Origin of the sequence: Thiopseudomonas denitrificans (genome assembly GCF_002866065.1) — a bacterium.
In the GTDB taxonomy this organism is placed as follows: domain Bacteria; phylum Pseudomonadota; class Gammaproteobacteria; order Pseudomonadales; family Pseudomonadaceae; genus Thiopseudomonas; species Thiopseudomonas denitrificans.
The window spans coordinates 679,497-695,430 of record NZ_LNJZ01000009.1 but is presented as its reverse complement, the minus strand read 5'-3'; the positions used below and the strand labels follow the sequence as shown (position 1 = coordinate 695,430).

14 protein-coding genes are annotated in these 15,934 nt (G+C 59.6%); all 14 read left to right on the top strand.

The window, feature by feature from the left end:
• Positions 1 to 118 precede the first annotated feature (118 nt).
• The 14 genes from recJ (at position 119) to AR306_RS12375 (ending at position 15,925) form a co-directional block, all read left to right on the top strand.
• The gene (recJ, locus tag AR306_RS12440; protein ID WP_101497864.1) at positions 119 to 1,831 is read left to right on the top strand and encodes a single-stranded-DNA-specific exonuclease RecJ; all 1,713 of its coding nucleotides are present in this window, start codon (positions 119 to 121) and stop codon (positions 1,829 to 1,831) included.
• Between the two features lie 538 nt (positions 1,832 to 2,369).
• Positions 2,370 to 3,465, top strand: a protein-coding gene (prfB, locus tag AR306_RS12435) for a peptide chain release factor 2 (protein WP_133539771.1) whose coding sequence is annotated in 2 segments (ribosomal slippage) — positions 2,370 to 2,441 and positions 2,443 to 3,465 — 1,095 coding nt in all. Because the reading frame shifts where the segments join, the coding sequence is not laid out codon by codon here.
• A gap of 22 nt (positions 3,466 to 3,487) precedes the next feature.
• Positions 3,488 to 4,990: a lysine--tRNA ligase gene (lysS, locus tag AR306_RS12430; protein ID WP_101497862.1), complete on the top strand. Its 1,503-nt coding sequence runs from the start codon at positions 3,488 to 3,490 to the stop codon at positions 4,988 to 4,990.
• Positions 4,991 to 4,994: 4 nt separating this feature from the next.
• Complete coding sequence (locus AR306_RS12425) at positions 4,995 to 5,306, top strand: hypothetical protein (RefSeq protein WP_101497861.1); 312 nt, start codon at positions 4,995 to 4,997, stop codon at positions 5,304 to 5,306.
• Between the two features lie 104 nt (positions 5,307 to 5,410).
• Positions 5,411 to 8,047, top strand: a complete 2,637-nt coding sequence (gene ppc, locus AR306_RS12420) for a phosphoenolpyruvate carboxylase (RefSeq protein ID WP_101497860.1) — start codon at positions 5,411 to 5,413, stop codon at positions 8,045 to 8,047.
• A 147-nt stretch (positions 8,048 to 8,194) separates the two neighbouring features.
• Positions 8,195 to 8,845 (top strand): adenylate kinase, encoded by a 651-nt coding sequence (gene adk, locus AR306_RS12415; RefSeq protein WP_101497859.1) that lies wholly within the window; start codon positions 8,195 to 8,197, stop codon positions 8,843 to 8,845.
• 112 nt (positions 8,846 to 8,957) lie between these two features.
• Complete coding sequence (gene tsaB / locus AR306_RS12410; protein ID WP_101497858.1) at positions 8,958 to 9,638, top strand: tRNA (adenosine(37)-N6)-threonylcarbamoyltransferase complex dimerization subunit type 1 TsaB; 681 nt, start codon at positions 8,958 to 8,960, stop codon at positions 9,636 to 9,638.
• A 544-nt stretch (positions 9,639 to 10,182) separates the two neighbouring features.
• A complete protein-coding gene (locus AR306_RS12405; RefSeq protein WP_101497857.1) occupies positions 10,183 to 10,518 on the top strand; it encodes a hypothetical protein in 336 nt (111 codons plus the stop codon).
• Entirely contained in the window at positions 10,518 to 11,294 is a 777-nt protein-coding gene (locus tag AR306_RS12400; protein ID WP_101497856.1) for a class I SAM-dependent methyltransferase, read from the top strand. Before AR306_RS12405 ends, AR306_RS12400 begins: the two co-directional genes overlap by 1 nt.
• Positions 11,295 to 11,413: 119 nt before the next feature.
• Positions 11,414 to 12,001, top strand: a complete 588-nt coding sequence (locus AR306_RS12395) for a uracil-DNA glycosylase family protein (RefSeq protein ID WP_101497855.1) — start codon at positions 11,414 to 11,416, stop codon at positions 11,999 to 12,001.
• A gap of 203 nt (positions 12,002 to 12,204) precedes the next feature.
• A complete protein-coding gene (gene rfaP, locus AR306_RS12390; protein WP_101497854.1) occupies positions 12,205 to 13,011 on the top strand; it encodes a lipopolysaccharide core heptose(I) kinase RfaP in 807 nt (268 codons plus the stop codon).
• Positions 13,011 to 13,748, top strand: a complete 738-nt coding sequence (locus AR306_RS12385) for a lipopolysaccharide kinase InaA family protein (protein WP_101497853.1) — start codon at positions 13,011 to 13,013, stop codon at positions 13,746 to 13,748. Before rfaP ends, AR306_RS12385 begins: the two co-directional genes overlap by 1 nt.
• 3 nt (positions 13,749 to 13,751) lie before the next feature.
• The gene (locus AR306_RS12380; RefSeq protein WP_101497852.1) at positions 13,752 to 14,504 is read left to right on the top strand and encodes a lipopolysaccharide kinase InaA family protein; all 753 of its coding nucleotides are present in this window, start codon (positions 13,752 to 13,754) and stop codon (positions 14,502 to 14,504) included.
• Complete coding sequence (locus AR306_RS12375; RefSeq protein WP_101497851.1) at positions 14,501 to 15,925, top strand: lipopolysaccharide kinase InaA family protein; 1,425 nt, start codon at positions 14,501 to 14,503, stop codon at positions 15,923 to 15,925. Before AR306_RS12380 ends, AR306_RS12375 begins: the two co-directional genes overlap by 4 nt.
• Positions 15,926 to 15,934: the final 9 nt, after the last annotated feature.

Here is a 15,934-nt window from a genome sequence, read left to right as displayed (position 1 = left end):
TGTAGCAACTTGCCCGGGTTGCGCCTATGCAGAGCTGCCAGCTGCTATTGTGGCCACGTCCCGGGGCGAATGGCGTCAATGCCGGCATTCCGGGTCATTCATGACAAAACTGAAATCTATGCGTATCAAACAACGACTTTTACCCGAACAACTCCCGGAGCTGCAGGGCGTGCCGCCATTGCTCGCGCGGATTTATGCTGCCCGGGGTGTACGCCATGCCCGTGAGCTGGACACCGGGCTCAAACAGCTTGAACCCTACCACTCGCTCAAGGGCATCGATGCAGCGGTGGCTTTGCTGCTGGACGCCATCGAGCAGCAGCAGCGGATTCTGATTGTCGGAGATTTTGACGCCGACGGCGCTACCGCCACTGCTACCGCCGTACTCGGGCTGCGCATGCTGGGCGCGCGGGATGTGCATTATCTTGTACCCAACCGCTTCGGTTATGGCTATGGCCTGAGTCCTGAACTGGTGGCTGCGGCCGCCCCGTTGCGGGCCGATGTGCTGGTGACAGTGGATAACGGCATTTCCAGTATTGAAGGTGTGGCTGCCGCGCAGGCCGCCGGCATGCGGGTACTGGTCACCGATCATCACTTGCCGGGCGAGGTGCAGCCGCTGGCCGATGCCATCGTCAACCCCAACCAGCACGGCTGCATGTTTCCGAGCAAGGCGCTGGCTGGCGTCGGCGTCATGTTTTATGTATTGCTGGCGCTGCGTGCACGGCTGCGTGAGCTGGGTCATTTCGATCAACGGCCCGCTCCCAATCTGGCCGAGTTGCTGGATCTGGTTGCGCTGGGTACGGTGGCCGACGTGGTGCCGCTGGATGCCAATAACCGCATCCTGATTCAGCAGGGGCTGGCCCGTATCCGTGCCGGGCGTACGCGACCAGGTATTCGCGCGCTGGTGGAAACCGGGCGGCGCAACCTGCCGCAACTGGTGGCCACGGACCTTGGGTTTATTGTCGGGCCGCGCTTGAATGCCGCCGGGCGCATGGATGACATGAGCGTTGGCATCGAGTGCCTGCTGGCTGATAGCCAGGAAGAAGCCACGCAGCTGGCCCGGCGGCTGGAAGAACTGAACCGCCAGCGCAAGTCGGTTGAACAGGACATGCAGCAGGATGTCGAGCAGCAGCTGCAGGCGCTGGACATGGAAGAGTTGCCGTTTGGCTTGTGCGTGTACCAGCCGGACTGGCACCAGGGCGTAACTGGCATTCTGGCGGCGCGGCTGAAAGAAAAGCACCACCGTCCGGTGATTGCCTTTGCCGATGCTGGCGATGGCCTGCTTAAGGGCTCGGCCCGGTCGGTGGCTGGCCTGCATGTGCGTGATGCGCTGGAAGCGGTGGCCAGCCGCAACCCCGGCATGATCGTCAAATTTGGCGGGCACGCCATGGCGGCAGGGCTGACTCTGGCACGGGAGCGCCTTGACGAGTTTGTTTGCGCCTTTGACCAGCAGGTGCGCAGCTGTCTGAGCGAGGATGACCTCCAGGGGCTTTGGGTAACCGATGGCCAGCTGCAGCGGAACGAATTTGAGCTGGAACTGGCTCGCCAGCTGCGCATGGCCGGCCCCTGGGGTCAACAGTTTCCCGAGCCGAGTTTTCACGGTCGCTTTCGTCTGCTGTCGCAAAGGCTGGTGGGCGAACGCCATTTGAAGCTGCTGCTGCAGACCGAGGACGGCGCCGTATCACTGGACGGTATCGCGTTCAATGTGGACCTGGAGCGTTGGCCCAACCCCAATATCCGTTTTGCCGACATGGCCTACCGGCTGGACGTCAACGAGTTTCGTGGGCGTGAGAGCCTGCAGTTGATGGTTGAGCATCTGGTGGCTGTTGGTTGAGTGTTTTTTTGCCTGCTGGCGTGGACTGGGTGGTGTTTTTGTTTGGTTGGTGCAGGCAGGGCTGGCGAGACGCTACGCAAGGCTGACGCTGCCACTGCCGCCTGCGGCGGCAATGGCGCTGATGCCTTGCTCCGGTCCCGCCAGCCCTGCAATACACCATGGCGTTTGGGGGAGGGTGGCCCGGCTGCGCCGGACTGCTGTCGCGTGGAGGGAGAGGTTTTTGTGTGGGTCGAAGAGAGCCCAGGTGGTGTTTGGGCTCCCGTATGGGCCTGGCTCCTTGCTGCCATCCTGCACGAAGCGTGGCGTGGTCGCAGTAACCACTGGTTATCGAGTTTCGTGATCAAACCCTGGAAGCAAACACGCGACAGCAGCACGGCGTAGCCGTGCCACCCGCCCGCACACACCGCAGCCAAAATATCCTCTTACGCCACACTCAAAACACAACCCTACACCGCAGCCAAAACCATCTCCTTATTCCCCCATAAATCCGCTATACTTCCCCGTTTGAAATTTTCACCAAGACAAGAGAAATACCACCATGGAAGTCAACCCGATCTATAACCACATTGATGACCTCAGCGAACGTACCGCGGCCATCAGGGGGTATCTTTGACTACGCCAACAAGAAAGACCGCCTGGTAGAGGTCGAGCGCGAGCTGGAAGATCCGGCGATCTGGAATAATCCCGAATATGCGCAGAATCTGGGCCGCGAACGTGCCCAGCTGGCACAGATCGTCGAAACCATCGAAGATCTGGATGGCAGCCTGGCTGATGCGCCCGAGCTGCTGGAAATGGCCGTTGAAGAGAACGACGAAGATGCCGTCGAGGACGTGCGCACTGAAGTGGCACGGCTGGAAGATATTCTCGCCAAGCTGGAATTCCGCCGCATGTTCAGCGGTGAAATGGACTCGAATAGTGCCTATCTGGATATCCAGGCCGGTTCCGGTGGCACAGAAGCCCAGGACTGGGCCAACATGCTGCTGCGCATGTACCTGCGCTGGGCTGACCATAACGGTTTTGAAGCCACCATCATGGAACTGTCCGCTGGTGAGGTGGCCGGCATCAAGAGTGCTACCCTGCACATCAAGGGCGACTACGCCTTTGGCTGGTTGCGTACCGAAACCGGCGTACACCGCCTGGTCCGTAAGAGTCCGTACGACTCCGGTAACCGCCGTCACACCTCCTTCACCGCGGTATTCGTCTCGCCGGAAATCGACGACAACATCGAGATCGACATCAACCCGGCCGACCTGCGAGTCGACACCTACCGCTCGTCCGGTGCCGGTGGCCAGCACGTCAACACCACCGACTCGGCGGTGCGCATCACCCACGTGCCGACCAACACCGTGGTGTCCTGTCAGAACGAGCGTTCCCAGCACGCCAACCGTGACCGCGCCATGAAGATGCTGCGTGCCAAGCTGTACGAGCTGGAACTGCAGAAGCGCAGCGAGGCCTCACAGGCGCTGGAAGACAGCAAGTCCGATATCGGCTGGGGGCACCAGATCCGCTCCTACGTGCTGGACCAGTCGCGCATCAAGGACCTGCGTACCAATATCGAGGAAAGCAACTGCGATGCCGTGCTGGATGGCGATATCAACGAGTTTCTTGAAGCCAGCCTGAAGATGGGGCTGTAAACAGAATAATCCGGAAAGAACAATGACCGAACAAAACCAGACCCAGGAACAACTCCAGGCTGAAGAAAACAAGCTGATTGCCCTGCGCAAGGAAAAGCTTGCCGCCGCCCGTGCCCGGGGTAATGCCTTCCCCAATACCTTCCGCCCGCAGCAGCGCTGTGCCGATGTGCAAAAACAGTATGCCGAGGCAAGCCGCGAAGAGCTGGAAGGCCAGGACATCCGCATCAAGATTGCCGGGCGCATCATGCTTAATCGTGGCCCCTTCATGGTGTTGCAGGACTCTAGTGGCCGTCTGCAGGTGTATGTAGACCGCAAGACCCTGCCCGAGGAAACCCTGGCCGAAGCCAAGACCTGGGACCTGGGCGACATCATCGGTGCCGAGGGCAAGCTGGCCCGTTCCGGCAAGGGCGACCTCTACGTACATATGGACAAGGTCAAGTTGCTGACCAAGTCGCTGCGTCCGCTGCCGGACAAGCATCATGGCCTGACCGATACCGAGCAACGCTACCGTCAGCGCTATGTCGACCTGATCGTTAACGACGAGGTACGTGAAACCTTCCGCGTGCGCAGCAAGGTGATTGCGCACATCCGCAACTTCCTGGTCGAGCGCGGTTTTCTCGAGGTGGAAACTCCAATGCTGCAGACCATTCCCGGTGGCGCGGCGGCCAAGCCGTTTGAGACCCACCACAATGCGCTGGACCTGCCCATGTTCCTGCGTATCGCGCCCGAGCTGTACCTGAAGCGTCTGGTGGTGGGCGGTTTTGACAAGGTGTTCGAGATCAACCGCAACTTCCGCAACGAAGGCGTCTCCACCCGTCACAACCCCGAATTCACCATGCTGGAGTTCTATCAGGCCTACGCCGACTATGAAGACAACATGGACCTGACCGAAGAGCTGTTCCGTGAGCTGGCGCAAACCGTACTGGGCAGCACCGATGTGCCTTACCAGGGCAAGGTGTTCCATTTTGGCGAGCCTTTCACCCGTCTGAGCCTGTTCGACTCCATCCTCAAGTACAACCCGGATATCAGCGCCGAAGACCTGAACGACATCGAAACCTGTCGCGCCCTGGCGAAAAAACATGGCGCACCGGTACTGGGCCACGAAGGCCTGGGCAAGCTGCAGACCATGATTTTCGAGGAAACCGTCGAGCATCGTCTGGAACAGCCGACTTTCATTACCCAGTATCCGTTCGAGGTATCACCGCTGGCCCGTCGCAATGACGACAACCCCGAGGTGACCGACCGCTTCGAGCTGTTCATCGGTGGCCGCGAGATCGCCAACGCCTACTCCGAGCTGAATGACGCCGAGGACCAGGCCGAGCGCTTCCACGCCCAGGTGGCCGACAAGGAAGCCGGTGATGACGAAGCCATGCATTTTGATGCCGACTTTGTCCGTGCGCTGGAATACGGCATGCCGCCGACCGCGGGTGAGGGTATCGGTATCGATCGTCTGGTGATGCTGCTGACCGACTCGCCGTCCATTCGCGATGTCATCCTGTTCCCGCACATGCGCCCGGAGCACTGATTGAATGACTGACAACACCGGTAAAAAATTCACCGAACTGCACCTGATCGCCACTGCTGTGGCGACCGTGTGCGTCACGGTGTTTTCACTTTCGTACTACGGTTATGTGCATTTCGCCAAGCCGGAAGACGCCCTGCTGCTGGCCGAGTACACCATGCTGAAGACCGTGCCGGGCGAGGACTATCGCGCCTCGCTCAAGCCCGCTGAGCAGCATGCCCAGTGCATCGACGGCATTGTGGTGCTGTTTGACGACAAGCAGAAAGGCCTGACCGGCGTGCTGGTGGATGACAAGAAGCGGGCAGTGCGCTGCCAGTAACTTCTGTTTTCCGGCCAGTACCAGAGTACACATAGCCTCAATCCCGCCGGTAGTTTATGCTGTGACCTTTGTTTCCCTTCATCAGCGCAACAACAGGAGGTCACATGGCTCGCATCAGCCAGCGGGTACACGACAACGTCTACATGTTCGGCGATCTGCTCGGGCAGACCATGAAAGCCCAGCGCGGTGCCGAGTTTCTGGAGAAGGTCGAGCTGATCCGTACTGGCGCCAAGTCAGCACGGCGCGGCTCACAGGATGGCCGCAAGCAACTCGAAGAAACCCTGGCCGGGCTGGCCGAGGACGAATTGTTGCCGGTAGCACGTGGTTTCAGCCAGTTTCTCAATCTGGCCAATATCGCCGATCAATACCACCTGATGCGTCGTCGTGGTGACGATGAAGAGCCGCCTTTTGAAGACCAGATGCTGGCGCAGGTGCTGGAGCGTCTGAAAGCCTCTGCCCACTGTCCAAAGGATTTGAGCAAGGCCGTGTCCGGTCTTGACATCGAGCTGGTGCTGACTGCACACCCAACCGAAGTGTCGCGGCGCACGCTGATCATGAAGTATGACTTCATCGCCCAGCAGCTTGCCGAGCTGGACCACAAGGAGCTGCCGGCCGCAGAGCGGGAGAAGCTTGTCCAGAAACTGCGCAGCCTGGTTGCCGAGGTCTGGCATACCAGTGAAATCCGCAGCAGCCAGCCAACCCCGCAAGATGAAGCCCGCTGGGGCTTTGCCGTGATCGAGCGTTCGCTGTGGCAGGCCATTCCCAATGTGTTGCGCCATGTTGACAGCGTGCTGCGTGAGGCCGGTGCTGATCCGCTGCCCCTGAGTGCCGCGCCGATCCGTTTTGCCAGCTGGATGGGCGGCGACCGCGATGGCAACCCCAACGTGACCGCAAAGGTGACCCGCCATGTGTTGCGCATTGCCCGCTGGTTGGCGGCCGACCTGTACCTGCGCGATGTTTCGCAGCTGACGCACGAGCTCTCGATGCAGCGTGCCACTCCCGAATTGATGGCGGTGATCGGTGAGGAAACCGACGAACCCTACCGCGTCATTCTCAAGCGCCTGCGTGCCCGTCTGCGTCACACCCGCACCGAGTTGCAAAACGCCATTGCGCATGACCTGCCGTTGCCGCAGGACATCATCCACAACCGGGCCGAACTGATGGACCCGCTGCTGATGTGCTACCGCTCGCTGCACGAGTGCGGCATGGGCCTGATTGCCGATGGTGATCTACTGGATACCATCCGCCGTGCCGCCACCTTCGGCCTGTCGCTGGTGCGCCTGGACATTCGCCAGGATTCCTCACGGCATACCGCAGCGCTCAACGAGATTACCGAATGGCTGGGGCTGGGCAGCTATCAGGACTGGAGCGAGGAAGAGCGCCAGCAATTCCTGTTGAAAGAACTGAGCAGCAAACGTCCGCTGCTGAGCAAGGATTTTCAGGCCAGCGAGGATACCCGTGAGGTGCTCGACACCTGTGGCGTGATTGCCCGGGCACCGACAGAGTCACTGGGGACCTATGTCATTTCCATGGCCGGTGCGCCTTCGGATGTACTGGCGGTGCAATTGCTGCTGAAAGAGGCCGGCGTGCGCCGGGCGATGCGCGTTGCACCACTGTTTGAAACCCTGGATGACCTTGATCACGCGGCGGCGGCGATCAAGCAGCTGCTCAGCCTGGATGACTATCGCACCCGGCTGGCCGGCCCGCAGGAGGTCATGATCGGCTATTCCGATTCCGCCAAGGATGCCGGCACCACCGCTGCGGCCTGGGCCCAGTACCGGGCACAGGAAGAGCTGGTGCAGGTGTGCCAGCAGGCCGGTGTTGAGCTGTTGCTGTTCCATGGCCGTGGTGGCACCGTGGGCCGTGGCGGCGGTCCTGCCCATGAGGCGATCCTGTCACAGCCGCCGGGCTCGGTAGCAGGGCGTTTCCGCACGACCGAACAGGGCGAGGTGATCCGCTTCAAGTACGGCTTGCCGGAAGTGGCGGCGCAAAACCTCAATCTGTACCTGGCCGCCGTGCTGGAAGCCACGCACTTGCCGCCGGTTGCCCCCAAGGATGAATGGCGGGCAATCATGGACCGTATGGCGGCCGATGGTCTGGCCGGCTACCGCAAGGTGGTGCGCGAAGAGCCGCAGTTCGTCGATTATTTCCGCCAGGCCACGCCCGAGCAAGAGCTGGGCCGCTTGCCGCTGGGCAGCCGGCCGGCAAGGCGGCGCAGTGGTGGCATCGAGAGCTTGCGTGCCATCCCCTGGATTTTTGCCTGGACCCAGACCCGCCTGATGCTGCCGGCCTGGCTGGGCTGGGAAAGCGCCCTGGAGCAGGCATTTGCCCGTGGCGAGGAGCCGGTGCTGGACGAGATGCGTGACCAGTGGCCGTTCTTCCGGGCCCGTATCGACATGCTGGAAATGGTGCTGCTCAAGGCCGACTCGGGTATTGCCCGCCTGTATGACGAGCGGCTGGTCGAGCCGGAACTGCGCCCTCTGGGCGAGCAGCTGTTCCAGCGGCTGAAGCAGGCCATTGAACAGGTGCTGCGCCTGACCGGGCAAGAACAGCTGTTTGAACGGCATCCGATTGTGCGGGCATCCATCAATGTGCGGGATACCTATCTGGACCCGTTGCACCTGTTGCAGGTGGAATTGCTGGCCCGTTCGCGCAACCAGGAGAAGCCGTGTCCGGCCATCGAGAAAGCCATGCTGGTCACCGTTGCCGGTATCGCTGCGGGGCTGCGCAACACGGGCTAAAGACAAACAAAACCTTGTGCGACTAAAGGCTAGTGTGTACATTGTGTCGTTTGGCTGCCCAGCGCCGCCATCAAGCGTGCCCTTTTCCCAAGGGCACGGCATTCAAATTACAATTAAATAAAGCGATTCGTTCAAGAGGAGCACAAAATGCGCGTGATTTTGCTGGGAGCGCCCGGTGCCGGTAAAGGTACCCAGGCAGGCTTCATCACCAAACAGTTCGGTATTCCACAGATTTCCACCGGCGACATGCTGCGCGCTGCCGTCAAGGCCGGCTCCCCGCTGGGTCTGAAGGTGAAAAACGTCATGGAAACTGGCGGTCTGGTGTCTGACGACATCATCATCGACCTGATCAAGGAGCGTATCCAGCAGGACGACTGCGCAAACGGCTTCCTGTTCGACGGGTTCCCGCGCACCATTCCGCAAGCCGAAGCGCTGCGCGATGCCGGTGTCGCCATTGACCACGTGGTTGAAATTGCCGTTGATGACGAAGAAATCATCAAGCGCATGGCGGGCCGCCGCTTCCACCCGGCTTCCGGCCGTACCTACCACATCGAGTACAACCCGCCCAAGGTTGCCGGCAAGGACGACGAAACCGGTGAAGAGCTGATCCAGCGCGATGACGACAAGGAAGAGACCGTGCGTCACCGTCTTGAGGTATACCACGAGCAGACCAAGCCGCTGGTGGACTTCTACCAGACCCTGTCCGCTGCCAATAACGGCACACCAGGCTACAGCGCAATTGCCGGTGTCGGCACTGTGGACCAGATCACCGCCAAGGTGCTGGCTGCGCTGAGCTGATCTGCCTGTGCTAACCCCTGGCTGCAATTGCCAGCCGGGGTGTAGGTGCGAATTCATTCGCACTGCATGTCTCATGTGCGAATGAATTCGCACCTACAGATTCCTCCCTCTTATGACCACACTGCTCGCCATAGATACCGCTACCGAAGCCTGCTCCGTTGCCCTGTTGCATGACGGCCGGGTGATCAGTCGTTATGCGGTCATTCCCCGCCTGCATGCCCAACAGGTCTTGCCGATGGTGCAGCAAGTGCTGGACGAGGCCGGTGTTGTGCTGGCTGATGTGGACGCCATCGCTTTCGGGCAGGGCCCGGGTGCCTTTACCGGCCTGCGCATTGCGGTTGGCGTGGTGCAAGGGCTGGCCTTTGCCCTCGACAAACCGGTCTTGCCGGTGTCATCACTGGCGGCCATTGCTCAGCGGGCATATCGCTTGGACGGTGCAAAACAAGTTGCCGTAGCCATTGATGCACGCATGGATGAAGTCTACTGGGGCTGCTATGCATGGGTGGATGGCCACATGCAGCTGCAAGGCGTCGAGCAGGTGTGCGCACCGGAGCAGGCTGCATTGCCACGAGCGGCATCGGGCACTTGGCTGGCTGCCGGTACCGGCTGGCAAGCTTATGCCGGGCGCATGCAGGTTGCAGTTAGCGGGCAGGCTACAGAATCCCTGCCACATGCCGAAGACATCCTGCAACTGGCGCTGCATGACTGGCAGCAAGGGCGTCATGTGCCAGCCGATGAAGCATTGCCGGTTTACCTGCGCGACCAGGTCGCCACTCCGAAAAACCCGCTTTAGCAGGTACTACCACTGTAGGTGCGAATTTATTCGCACAATGTACCCGGCTGCCTGGCGCTGCCGCGCTTTGTCCGGATAAATCCGGACCTACAATGGGTCGTTACCGGGTCCGCCCCGACTGCGGTCCCTGGTTTCATACTGTAGGTGCGAATTTATTCGCACAATGTACCCGGCCGCCTGGCGCTGCCGCGCTTTGTCCGGATAAATCCGGACCTACAATGGGTCGTTACCGGGTCCGCCCCGACTGCGGTCCCTGGTTTCATACTGTAGGTGCGAATTTATTCGCACAATGTACCCGGCCGCCTGGCGCTGCCGCGCTTTGTCCGGATAAATCCGGACCTACAATGGGCCGTTACCGGGTCCGCCCCGACAGCGGTCCCTGGTTTCATACTGTAGGTGCGAATTTATTCGCACACATGCTTTTGCTGCTTTGTCGGGGCACTTTGTACGAATAAATTCGTACCTACATTTCTTATACCAGCCCTGCTGTTGCGAACGGCCATGCTTTCACACTAAAGTAATGGCATCTGCTTGAGGTTTATCCATGCGTATTGACGGTTTTTCTCCCGCTTATGTGCCCAGCCGTACCACCCGGCCGGATGCCGTGGCGACGGCTGATGCGCTGGTGCGTCAAGATGAAAGCCGCAACCGTACGCCTGATGCGCTGTCGCAGAGCGTCCGCCCGCAAACCCTGCAGGCGGTCGCGCAGCTGCAGGAGCAGGAAGAATATCAGCGCTATCAGGGCCGCCAGCCGGCTTTTCCCCGCGAGCAACTGCCCTGGCAGAATCAGCAGGCACTGGCCAGTTATGCATCCACTGCAGGGCTGGTTGATGACTCCCCCGATGCCAGCCAGGTTCTTGGTCTGGATCTGTACGCCTGATGAGCGTAAGAGTTACCGCACTTGATCCGGCTCTGAATGCACAGGCGGCTGAGCTGTCAGCTGCGTTAGCGTTGCAACTGCCGGATGCCGATAACCCGCTGTTTGAACTGCAACTGACCCCAGACGGGCTGCAGCTACAGGAGCTTGACAGCAAAACCGGCCCGGTACGTGTCGACTTTGTCGGCGGAGCACTGGCTCATCGTCGCCAGTTTGGCGGCGGCAGCGGGCAGATGATCGCCAAAGCCGTTGGTATTCAGGGGGCAATCAGGCCCCGTATTCTTGATGCTACCGCCGGGCTGGGCCGCGATGCCTTTGTACTGGCCTGCCTCGGTTGCCGGGTCGATATGCTGGAACGGCACCCAGTGGTGGCTGCATTGCTGCAGGACGGCTTGCAACGGGCATTGCAGGATGCCGATACCGCCGCCATCATCAGCAATATGCAGCTGCATCAGGGCAACGCTATCGAGCTGATGCAAAACTGGCAGGGTGAGCAGCCGCAGGTGATTTATCTTGATCCGATGTTTCCCCAGCGCAGCAAGAGTGCCGAGGTGAAAAAGGAAATGCGCCTTTTTCAGCCGCTGGTAGGCGGGGACGAGGATGCGCCGTTATTGCTGGACGCGGCACTGCAGTTGGCCAGTCACCGGGTGGTGGTCAAGCGTCCGCGCATTGCTCCCGCACTGGAAGGCCCGACTCCCGGTCATGTGCTGCAGGGCAAGTCGAGCCGTTTTGACATTTATCCGCTCAAGAGCCTCAAGGAACTTTCCGGCAGACCATGACCGCTTCACTTGCTGCATGAGGAGGGTATCTGTACGAAGAGGCTTGTCCCTGAAAAGACTGCATCACCCATGCCGGGGCAAGCGCCCTCCTGCATGATCTGCATAAAAAGGAGACCCGCATGTCCGAACTGATCCCGCTGCTGGAAGAAATTAACGCCTGTACCATCTGTGCCGAATACCTGCCATTGCCACCGCGACCGGTACTGCAGGCAGGCGAAGGCGCACGGATCCTGATCATCGGTCAGGCCCCCGGTCTGAAGGCTCACGAGACGGCAACCCCATGGAACGACCCCAGCGGTGAGCGCCTGCGTGACTGGCTGCAGGTCAGCCGCGAGCAGTTTTACGATCCGCACCTGTTCGCCATTGTGCCGATGGGTTTTTGCTATCCGGGCAAGGGTAAAAGCGGCGACCTGCCGCCGCGCAAGGAGTGTGCGCCGCAATGGCATGCGCGTTTGCTGGAGCGGCTGCCGGATATCGGCCTGACCTTGCTGATCGGCCAGTACGCACAAAATTATTACCTGAAGGACGGTCATGCCACACTGACCGAGCGGGTGCGCAACTGGCGCAATATGCCGGGCCATATGCTGGCACTACCGCATCCGTCGCCGCGCAATATCGCCTGGTTCCAGCGTAACCCCTGGTTTGCCGAAGAAGTGATTCCGGAGTTACGCCGAAGGGTCGAAGCGTTGCTGGCATCGTCAGCCTGACCCCGCGCGAACGGGCTTGACCCGCGACCCGGGGGTGCAAGCGCGGCAGAGTCTTGTCCCCCGGGCGGAGATATGTGCTTTTCAGGAGCAAGCACCTTCGCGCAGACCATGCAGGTGGCTACGTCATGAGTGCCGTTAGATGATAGAATGCTTGGCATTTTATGAATGGCCGGGTCATTGCTGGCCAGTAGGTAGTTGACTTGATGAACCCTTTTTTGGCCGAACCCTTTGCCAGCCTGTGGGCGCAGCAGGATGTGTTTGTTGCCGTCGAGGCCCTGGACGGCGAGGTTTTCCGTGAGCTGGAAGGCCGCCGCACTCTTCGTACCGAAGTGGCCGGACGGGGCTATTTTGTCAAGATCCACCGTGGCATCGGCTGGGGCGAGATCATCAAGAATCTGCTCAGCGCCAAATTGCCGGTGCTCGGTGCGCGCAATGAATACCGGGCCATCCAGCGGCTGCAGCAGGCAGGAGTGGATACCATGACGGCGGTGGCCTTTGCCGAGCGTGGCCGCAACCCGGCAAGGCAACACTCTTTCATCATCACCGAAGAGCTGGCCCCGACCATCAGTCTTGAAGACTACTGCATGGGCTGGATGCAGCAACCGCCAGCCTTCGCGTTGAAAAAACTCCTGCTCGAACGGGTTGCCGACATGGCGGGCAAGATGCATCGGGCCGGGGTCAATCACCGGGACTTCTACATTTGCCATTTCCTGCTGCACACCGACCAGCCGGTAGAAACAGGCAGTCTCAAACTGTCCCTGATCGATCTGCACCGTGCCCAGACACGGGAACGGACTCCACTGCGCTGGCGCAACAAGGATCTGGCAGCGCTGTATTTTTCCGCGCTCGATATCGGACTGACCCGTCACGACAAGCTGAGGTTTTTACAGGTTTATTTCCAGCAGCCGCTGCGCAAGATCCTGCGCGATGAAGCCCGGTTGCTCGGCTGGCTGGAGAAAAAAGCGGAAAAACTCTATGAGCGCAAACAGCGCTATGGGGATGCCCTGTAATGAGCGGCTGGCGTTTGAACGCGGAGTATCAGCAGCTGACTGCGGATTTCGGCAGCCTGGAAAAGGTGTTTGCGCTTGAAGGTGAGCGGATAACCCGGGATTCGGAGTCGGAACTGATCCGGGTTGAACGTGGCGGAGTCCAGTATTACGTCAAGCGCTACCGCAGCAACGGAACGGCCTGGCGAGCCTGGCTGCCACGCCCGCGGGTGATGGCCGAATGGCAGAATCTGCAGCACTTTGCCGACTGGGGCATACCCACGGCAGAGGTCGTTGCATATGGCATGGAGCGGAAAAGCTTTGGCAGGTTTGGTCGTGGTGCAATGATTACCCGCGAGCTGCCGGATACCGAAGATCTTGCCATGCTGGCATACCGCCAGGATGCACGGCTGAAAGATGCGGGCTGGGTGAAACGGGTTTCCCGGCGGATTGCCGACTTCACCCGTGTCATGCACGAGCACCGCTTTGTACACAACGACTTGAAGTGGCGAAACATTCTGGTGGACGGTCAAGAGCATGCTTTTCTGATCGATTGTCCAACCGGCGGCTTCTGGTGGGGGCCGCTCCTGCAATACCGCATCATCAAGGACCTTGCCTGCCTGGATAAAGTGGGCAAGTACCAGTTGTCGCGCTGCCAGCGTTTGCGCTTTTATTTGCACTATGTACAGCGTGACCGTTTAACGGTCGCGGATAAAAAGCGTATTGCCAAAATCGTACATTTTTTTGCCGGGCGGGAATGAGTGATGTCACAGGAATTTGTTGATCCGGATATTGTTGAGCTTTTTTCCCGTCATCAGCTGAATGATTTTGATGCGCTCTGGGCTCTGGAGCTGGAAGCAGTTGACCGTCCTAACACGGAACGTGGCGGTTGGAGTTCAGTTTCATATCTTGAGCTGGATGGACAGGGTTTTTATCTTAAACGCCAGCGCAATCATTTGACCCGTAGCCTGTTGCATCCACTGGGCGAGCCGACCTTTGCCCGTGAGTTTCGTACCATCGAGCAGTATCGCAAGTTGGGTATTCCTGCGTTGCAGGCCGCCTGGTTCGGACAGCGACGCATAAGCGGCGAGCAATGTGCAATTCTGGTAACCCATGCCCTGCATGGCTGGCAGGATCTTGATGGCTGGCTGAAGCGCTGGGAACATGTGTCTGATAATGAACGGCATGCCATTCTGGATGCCTGCGGCACGCTGGCACGCACGCTACATGATGCCGGACAAATGCACGGTTGCTTTTATCCCAAACATATTTTTCTGCAGTCACGTGACGAAGGTTTTGCGGCGTGCCTGATTGATCTGGAGAAAACCCGTCGCCTGTGGCTGGGGCGGCGCGACCGGATCAAGGATATCGAGCCGCTGATTCGTCGTACCCGCCATGTATGGACGCCGGATGATCACCTGCGCCTGTTGAACGCCTATCAGGGTGATTCGGAGCAAGCGCGTGTCTGGTACGACCGGTTACAGCTGCGGATTCAGGACAAGGATAGCCGTCCATGAGCATCACGCACTTGCAGGGCCGTTCGCCCTCTTTGCCCTATACGCTGCGCTTTCTGGATGGCTCGCGACTGGAGTTGCTGCAGTGGTTGCGCGTGTTGCCGGATCAGCGTTATGTGGCCAGGGCACAATGGAAAGGCCGCAGTGTGCTGGCCAAGCTGTTTGTCGGGTCGAAAGCCCAGCGCCATTTTCAGCGTGAATTGACCGGGGCGCAAAGTCTTGCTCAATCCGGGCTGCCAACCCCGGAGTTGCTGGCCAGTGACTATGACCATGCCTTTGGCGGCTGGATTCTGTTTGCCTTTCTGGAAGAAACCTTCAGCCTCGGGCAGCAATGGCAGACTGTTGCACAAGAGCCGTTCCTCAGTGATAGCCAGCAGCAAGTGCTGATTCAGGCGTTGGGCTGCATTGCCCGGATGCACCGGCAAGGATTGTGGCAAAGCGACCTGCATCTTGACAATTTTTTGCTGCATCAGGGCGAGCTGTATGTGATTGATGGCGGTGGGGTCGAGCGGCAACAGTCCGGTCAGTTGCTGGAATCCGGGCTGGCACAGGAAAATCTGGCGGTGTTTTTTGCCCAGCTGCCGCCAGCGCTGGACGAGTGGCTTGAGCCTTTGCTGCAAATATACAAAGAGCGGGGCGGGCAGCAGGATGTGCAGCTTGCAAGCTTGCGTGACGGGATTGCGAAGATACGCCGCTGGCGCATCCGCGATTACCTGAAAAAAACCGGCCGTGACTGCAGCCTGTTCAGTGTCAGCAAATCCCTGTCTGACGTAACCGCCATGCAGCGTGCCCGGCAGGACGAAGTAGCCGCACTGATCGCCGATCCGGATGCCTTTATCGAGACCGGCCATATCTACAAAACAGGCGGTGCGGCAACCGTGGCCAGGGTTGAGCACGAAGGGCAGCGCTGGATCATCAAGCGTTACAACATCAAGAACTTCACGCACTGGCTCAAGCGCTGCTGGCGGCCGAGCCGGGCCTGGCACAGCTGGCAGGCCGGCTTTTTGCTGGAGCTTGAAGGCATCGCAGTGGTAGCCAATGTGGCAGTGCGTGAGAAGCGCTGGCTTGGTCTGCGTCGGCAAGCCTGGCTGATCAGTGAATATGCCGGCGAGCAGGACCTGATTGCCCGCTTTGCGCCCCATGTGAGTGATGGGCAGATTTCACAAGCGGACCTGCAACAACTGCAAGAGTTATTGAGGGCAATGATCCGGGCAAAAATCAGCCACGGTGACCTGAAAGGCCATAACATTCTCTGGCATAATGACCGCTGTTTATTGATTGATCTGGATGCCGTGCGCCAACACTCCAGCCACGGCAGCTTTGCCCGTGCTTTCAAGCGGGACCGTGCACGTCTGTTACGCAACTGGCCACAAGACAGCCCGCTGTATCTTTTACTGGACAAACATTTACCGCAGATTGATTGAATCTGCCGA

Excerpts from the sequence above, each read along its gene's own strand:
- AR306_RS12385 (WP_101497853.1), top strand. The coding sequence starts at position 13,011 with ATGAGCGGCTGGCGTTTGAACGCGGAGTATCAGCAGCTGACTGCGGAT.
- AR306_RS12405 (WP_101497857.1), top strand. The coding sequence starts at position 10,183 with ATGCGTATTGACGGTTTTTCTCCCGCTTATGTGCCCAGCCGTACCACC.
- AR306_RS12400 (WP_101497856.1), top strand. The coding sequence starts at position 10,518 with ATGAGCGTAAGAGTTACCGCACTTGATCCGGCTCTGAATGCACAGGCG.
- recJ (WP_101497864.1), top strand. The coding sequence starts at position 119 with ATGCGTATCAAACAACGACTTTTACCCGAACAACTCCCGGAGCTGCAG.
- AR306_RS12425 (WP_101497861.1), top strand. The coding sequence starts at position 4,995 with ATGACTGACAACACCGGTAAAAAATTCACCGAACTGCACCTGATCGCC.
- ppc (WP_101497860.1), top strand. The coding sequence starts at position 5,411 with ATGGCTCGCATCAGCCAGCGGGTACACGACAACGTCTACATGTTCGGC.
- tsaB (WP_101497858.1), top strand. The coding sequence starts at position 8,958 with ATGACCACACTGCTCGCCATAGATACCGCTACCGAAGCCTGCTCCGTT.
- rfaP (WP_101497854.1), top strand. The coding sequence starts at position 12,205 with ATGAACCCTTTTTTGGCCGAACCCTTTGCCAGCCTGTGGGCGCAGCAG.
- AR306_RS12380 (WP_101497852.1), top strand. The coding sequence starts at position 13,752 with ATGTCACAGGAATTTGTTGATCCGGATATTGTTGAGCTTTTTTCCCGT.
- lysS (WP_101497862.1), top strand. The coding sequence starts at position 3,488 with ATGACCGAACAAAACCAGACCCAGGAACAACTCCAGGCTGAAGAAAAC.
- AR306_RS12395 (WP_101497855.1), top strand. The coding sequence starts at position 11,414 with ATGTCCGAACTGATCCCGCTGCTGGAAGAAATTAACGCCTGTACCATC.
- adk (WP_101497859.1), top strand. The coding sequence starts at position 8,195 with ATGCGCGTGATTTTGCTGGGAGCGCCCGGTGCCGGTAAAGGTACCCAG.
- AR306_RS12375 (WP_101497851.1), top strand. The coding sequence starts at position 14,501 with ATGAGCATCACGCACTTGCAGGGCCGTTCGCCCTCTTTGCCCTATACG.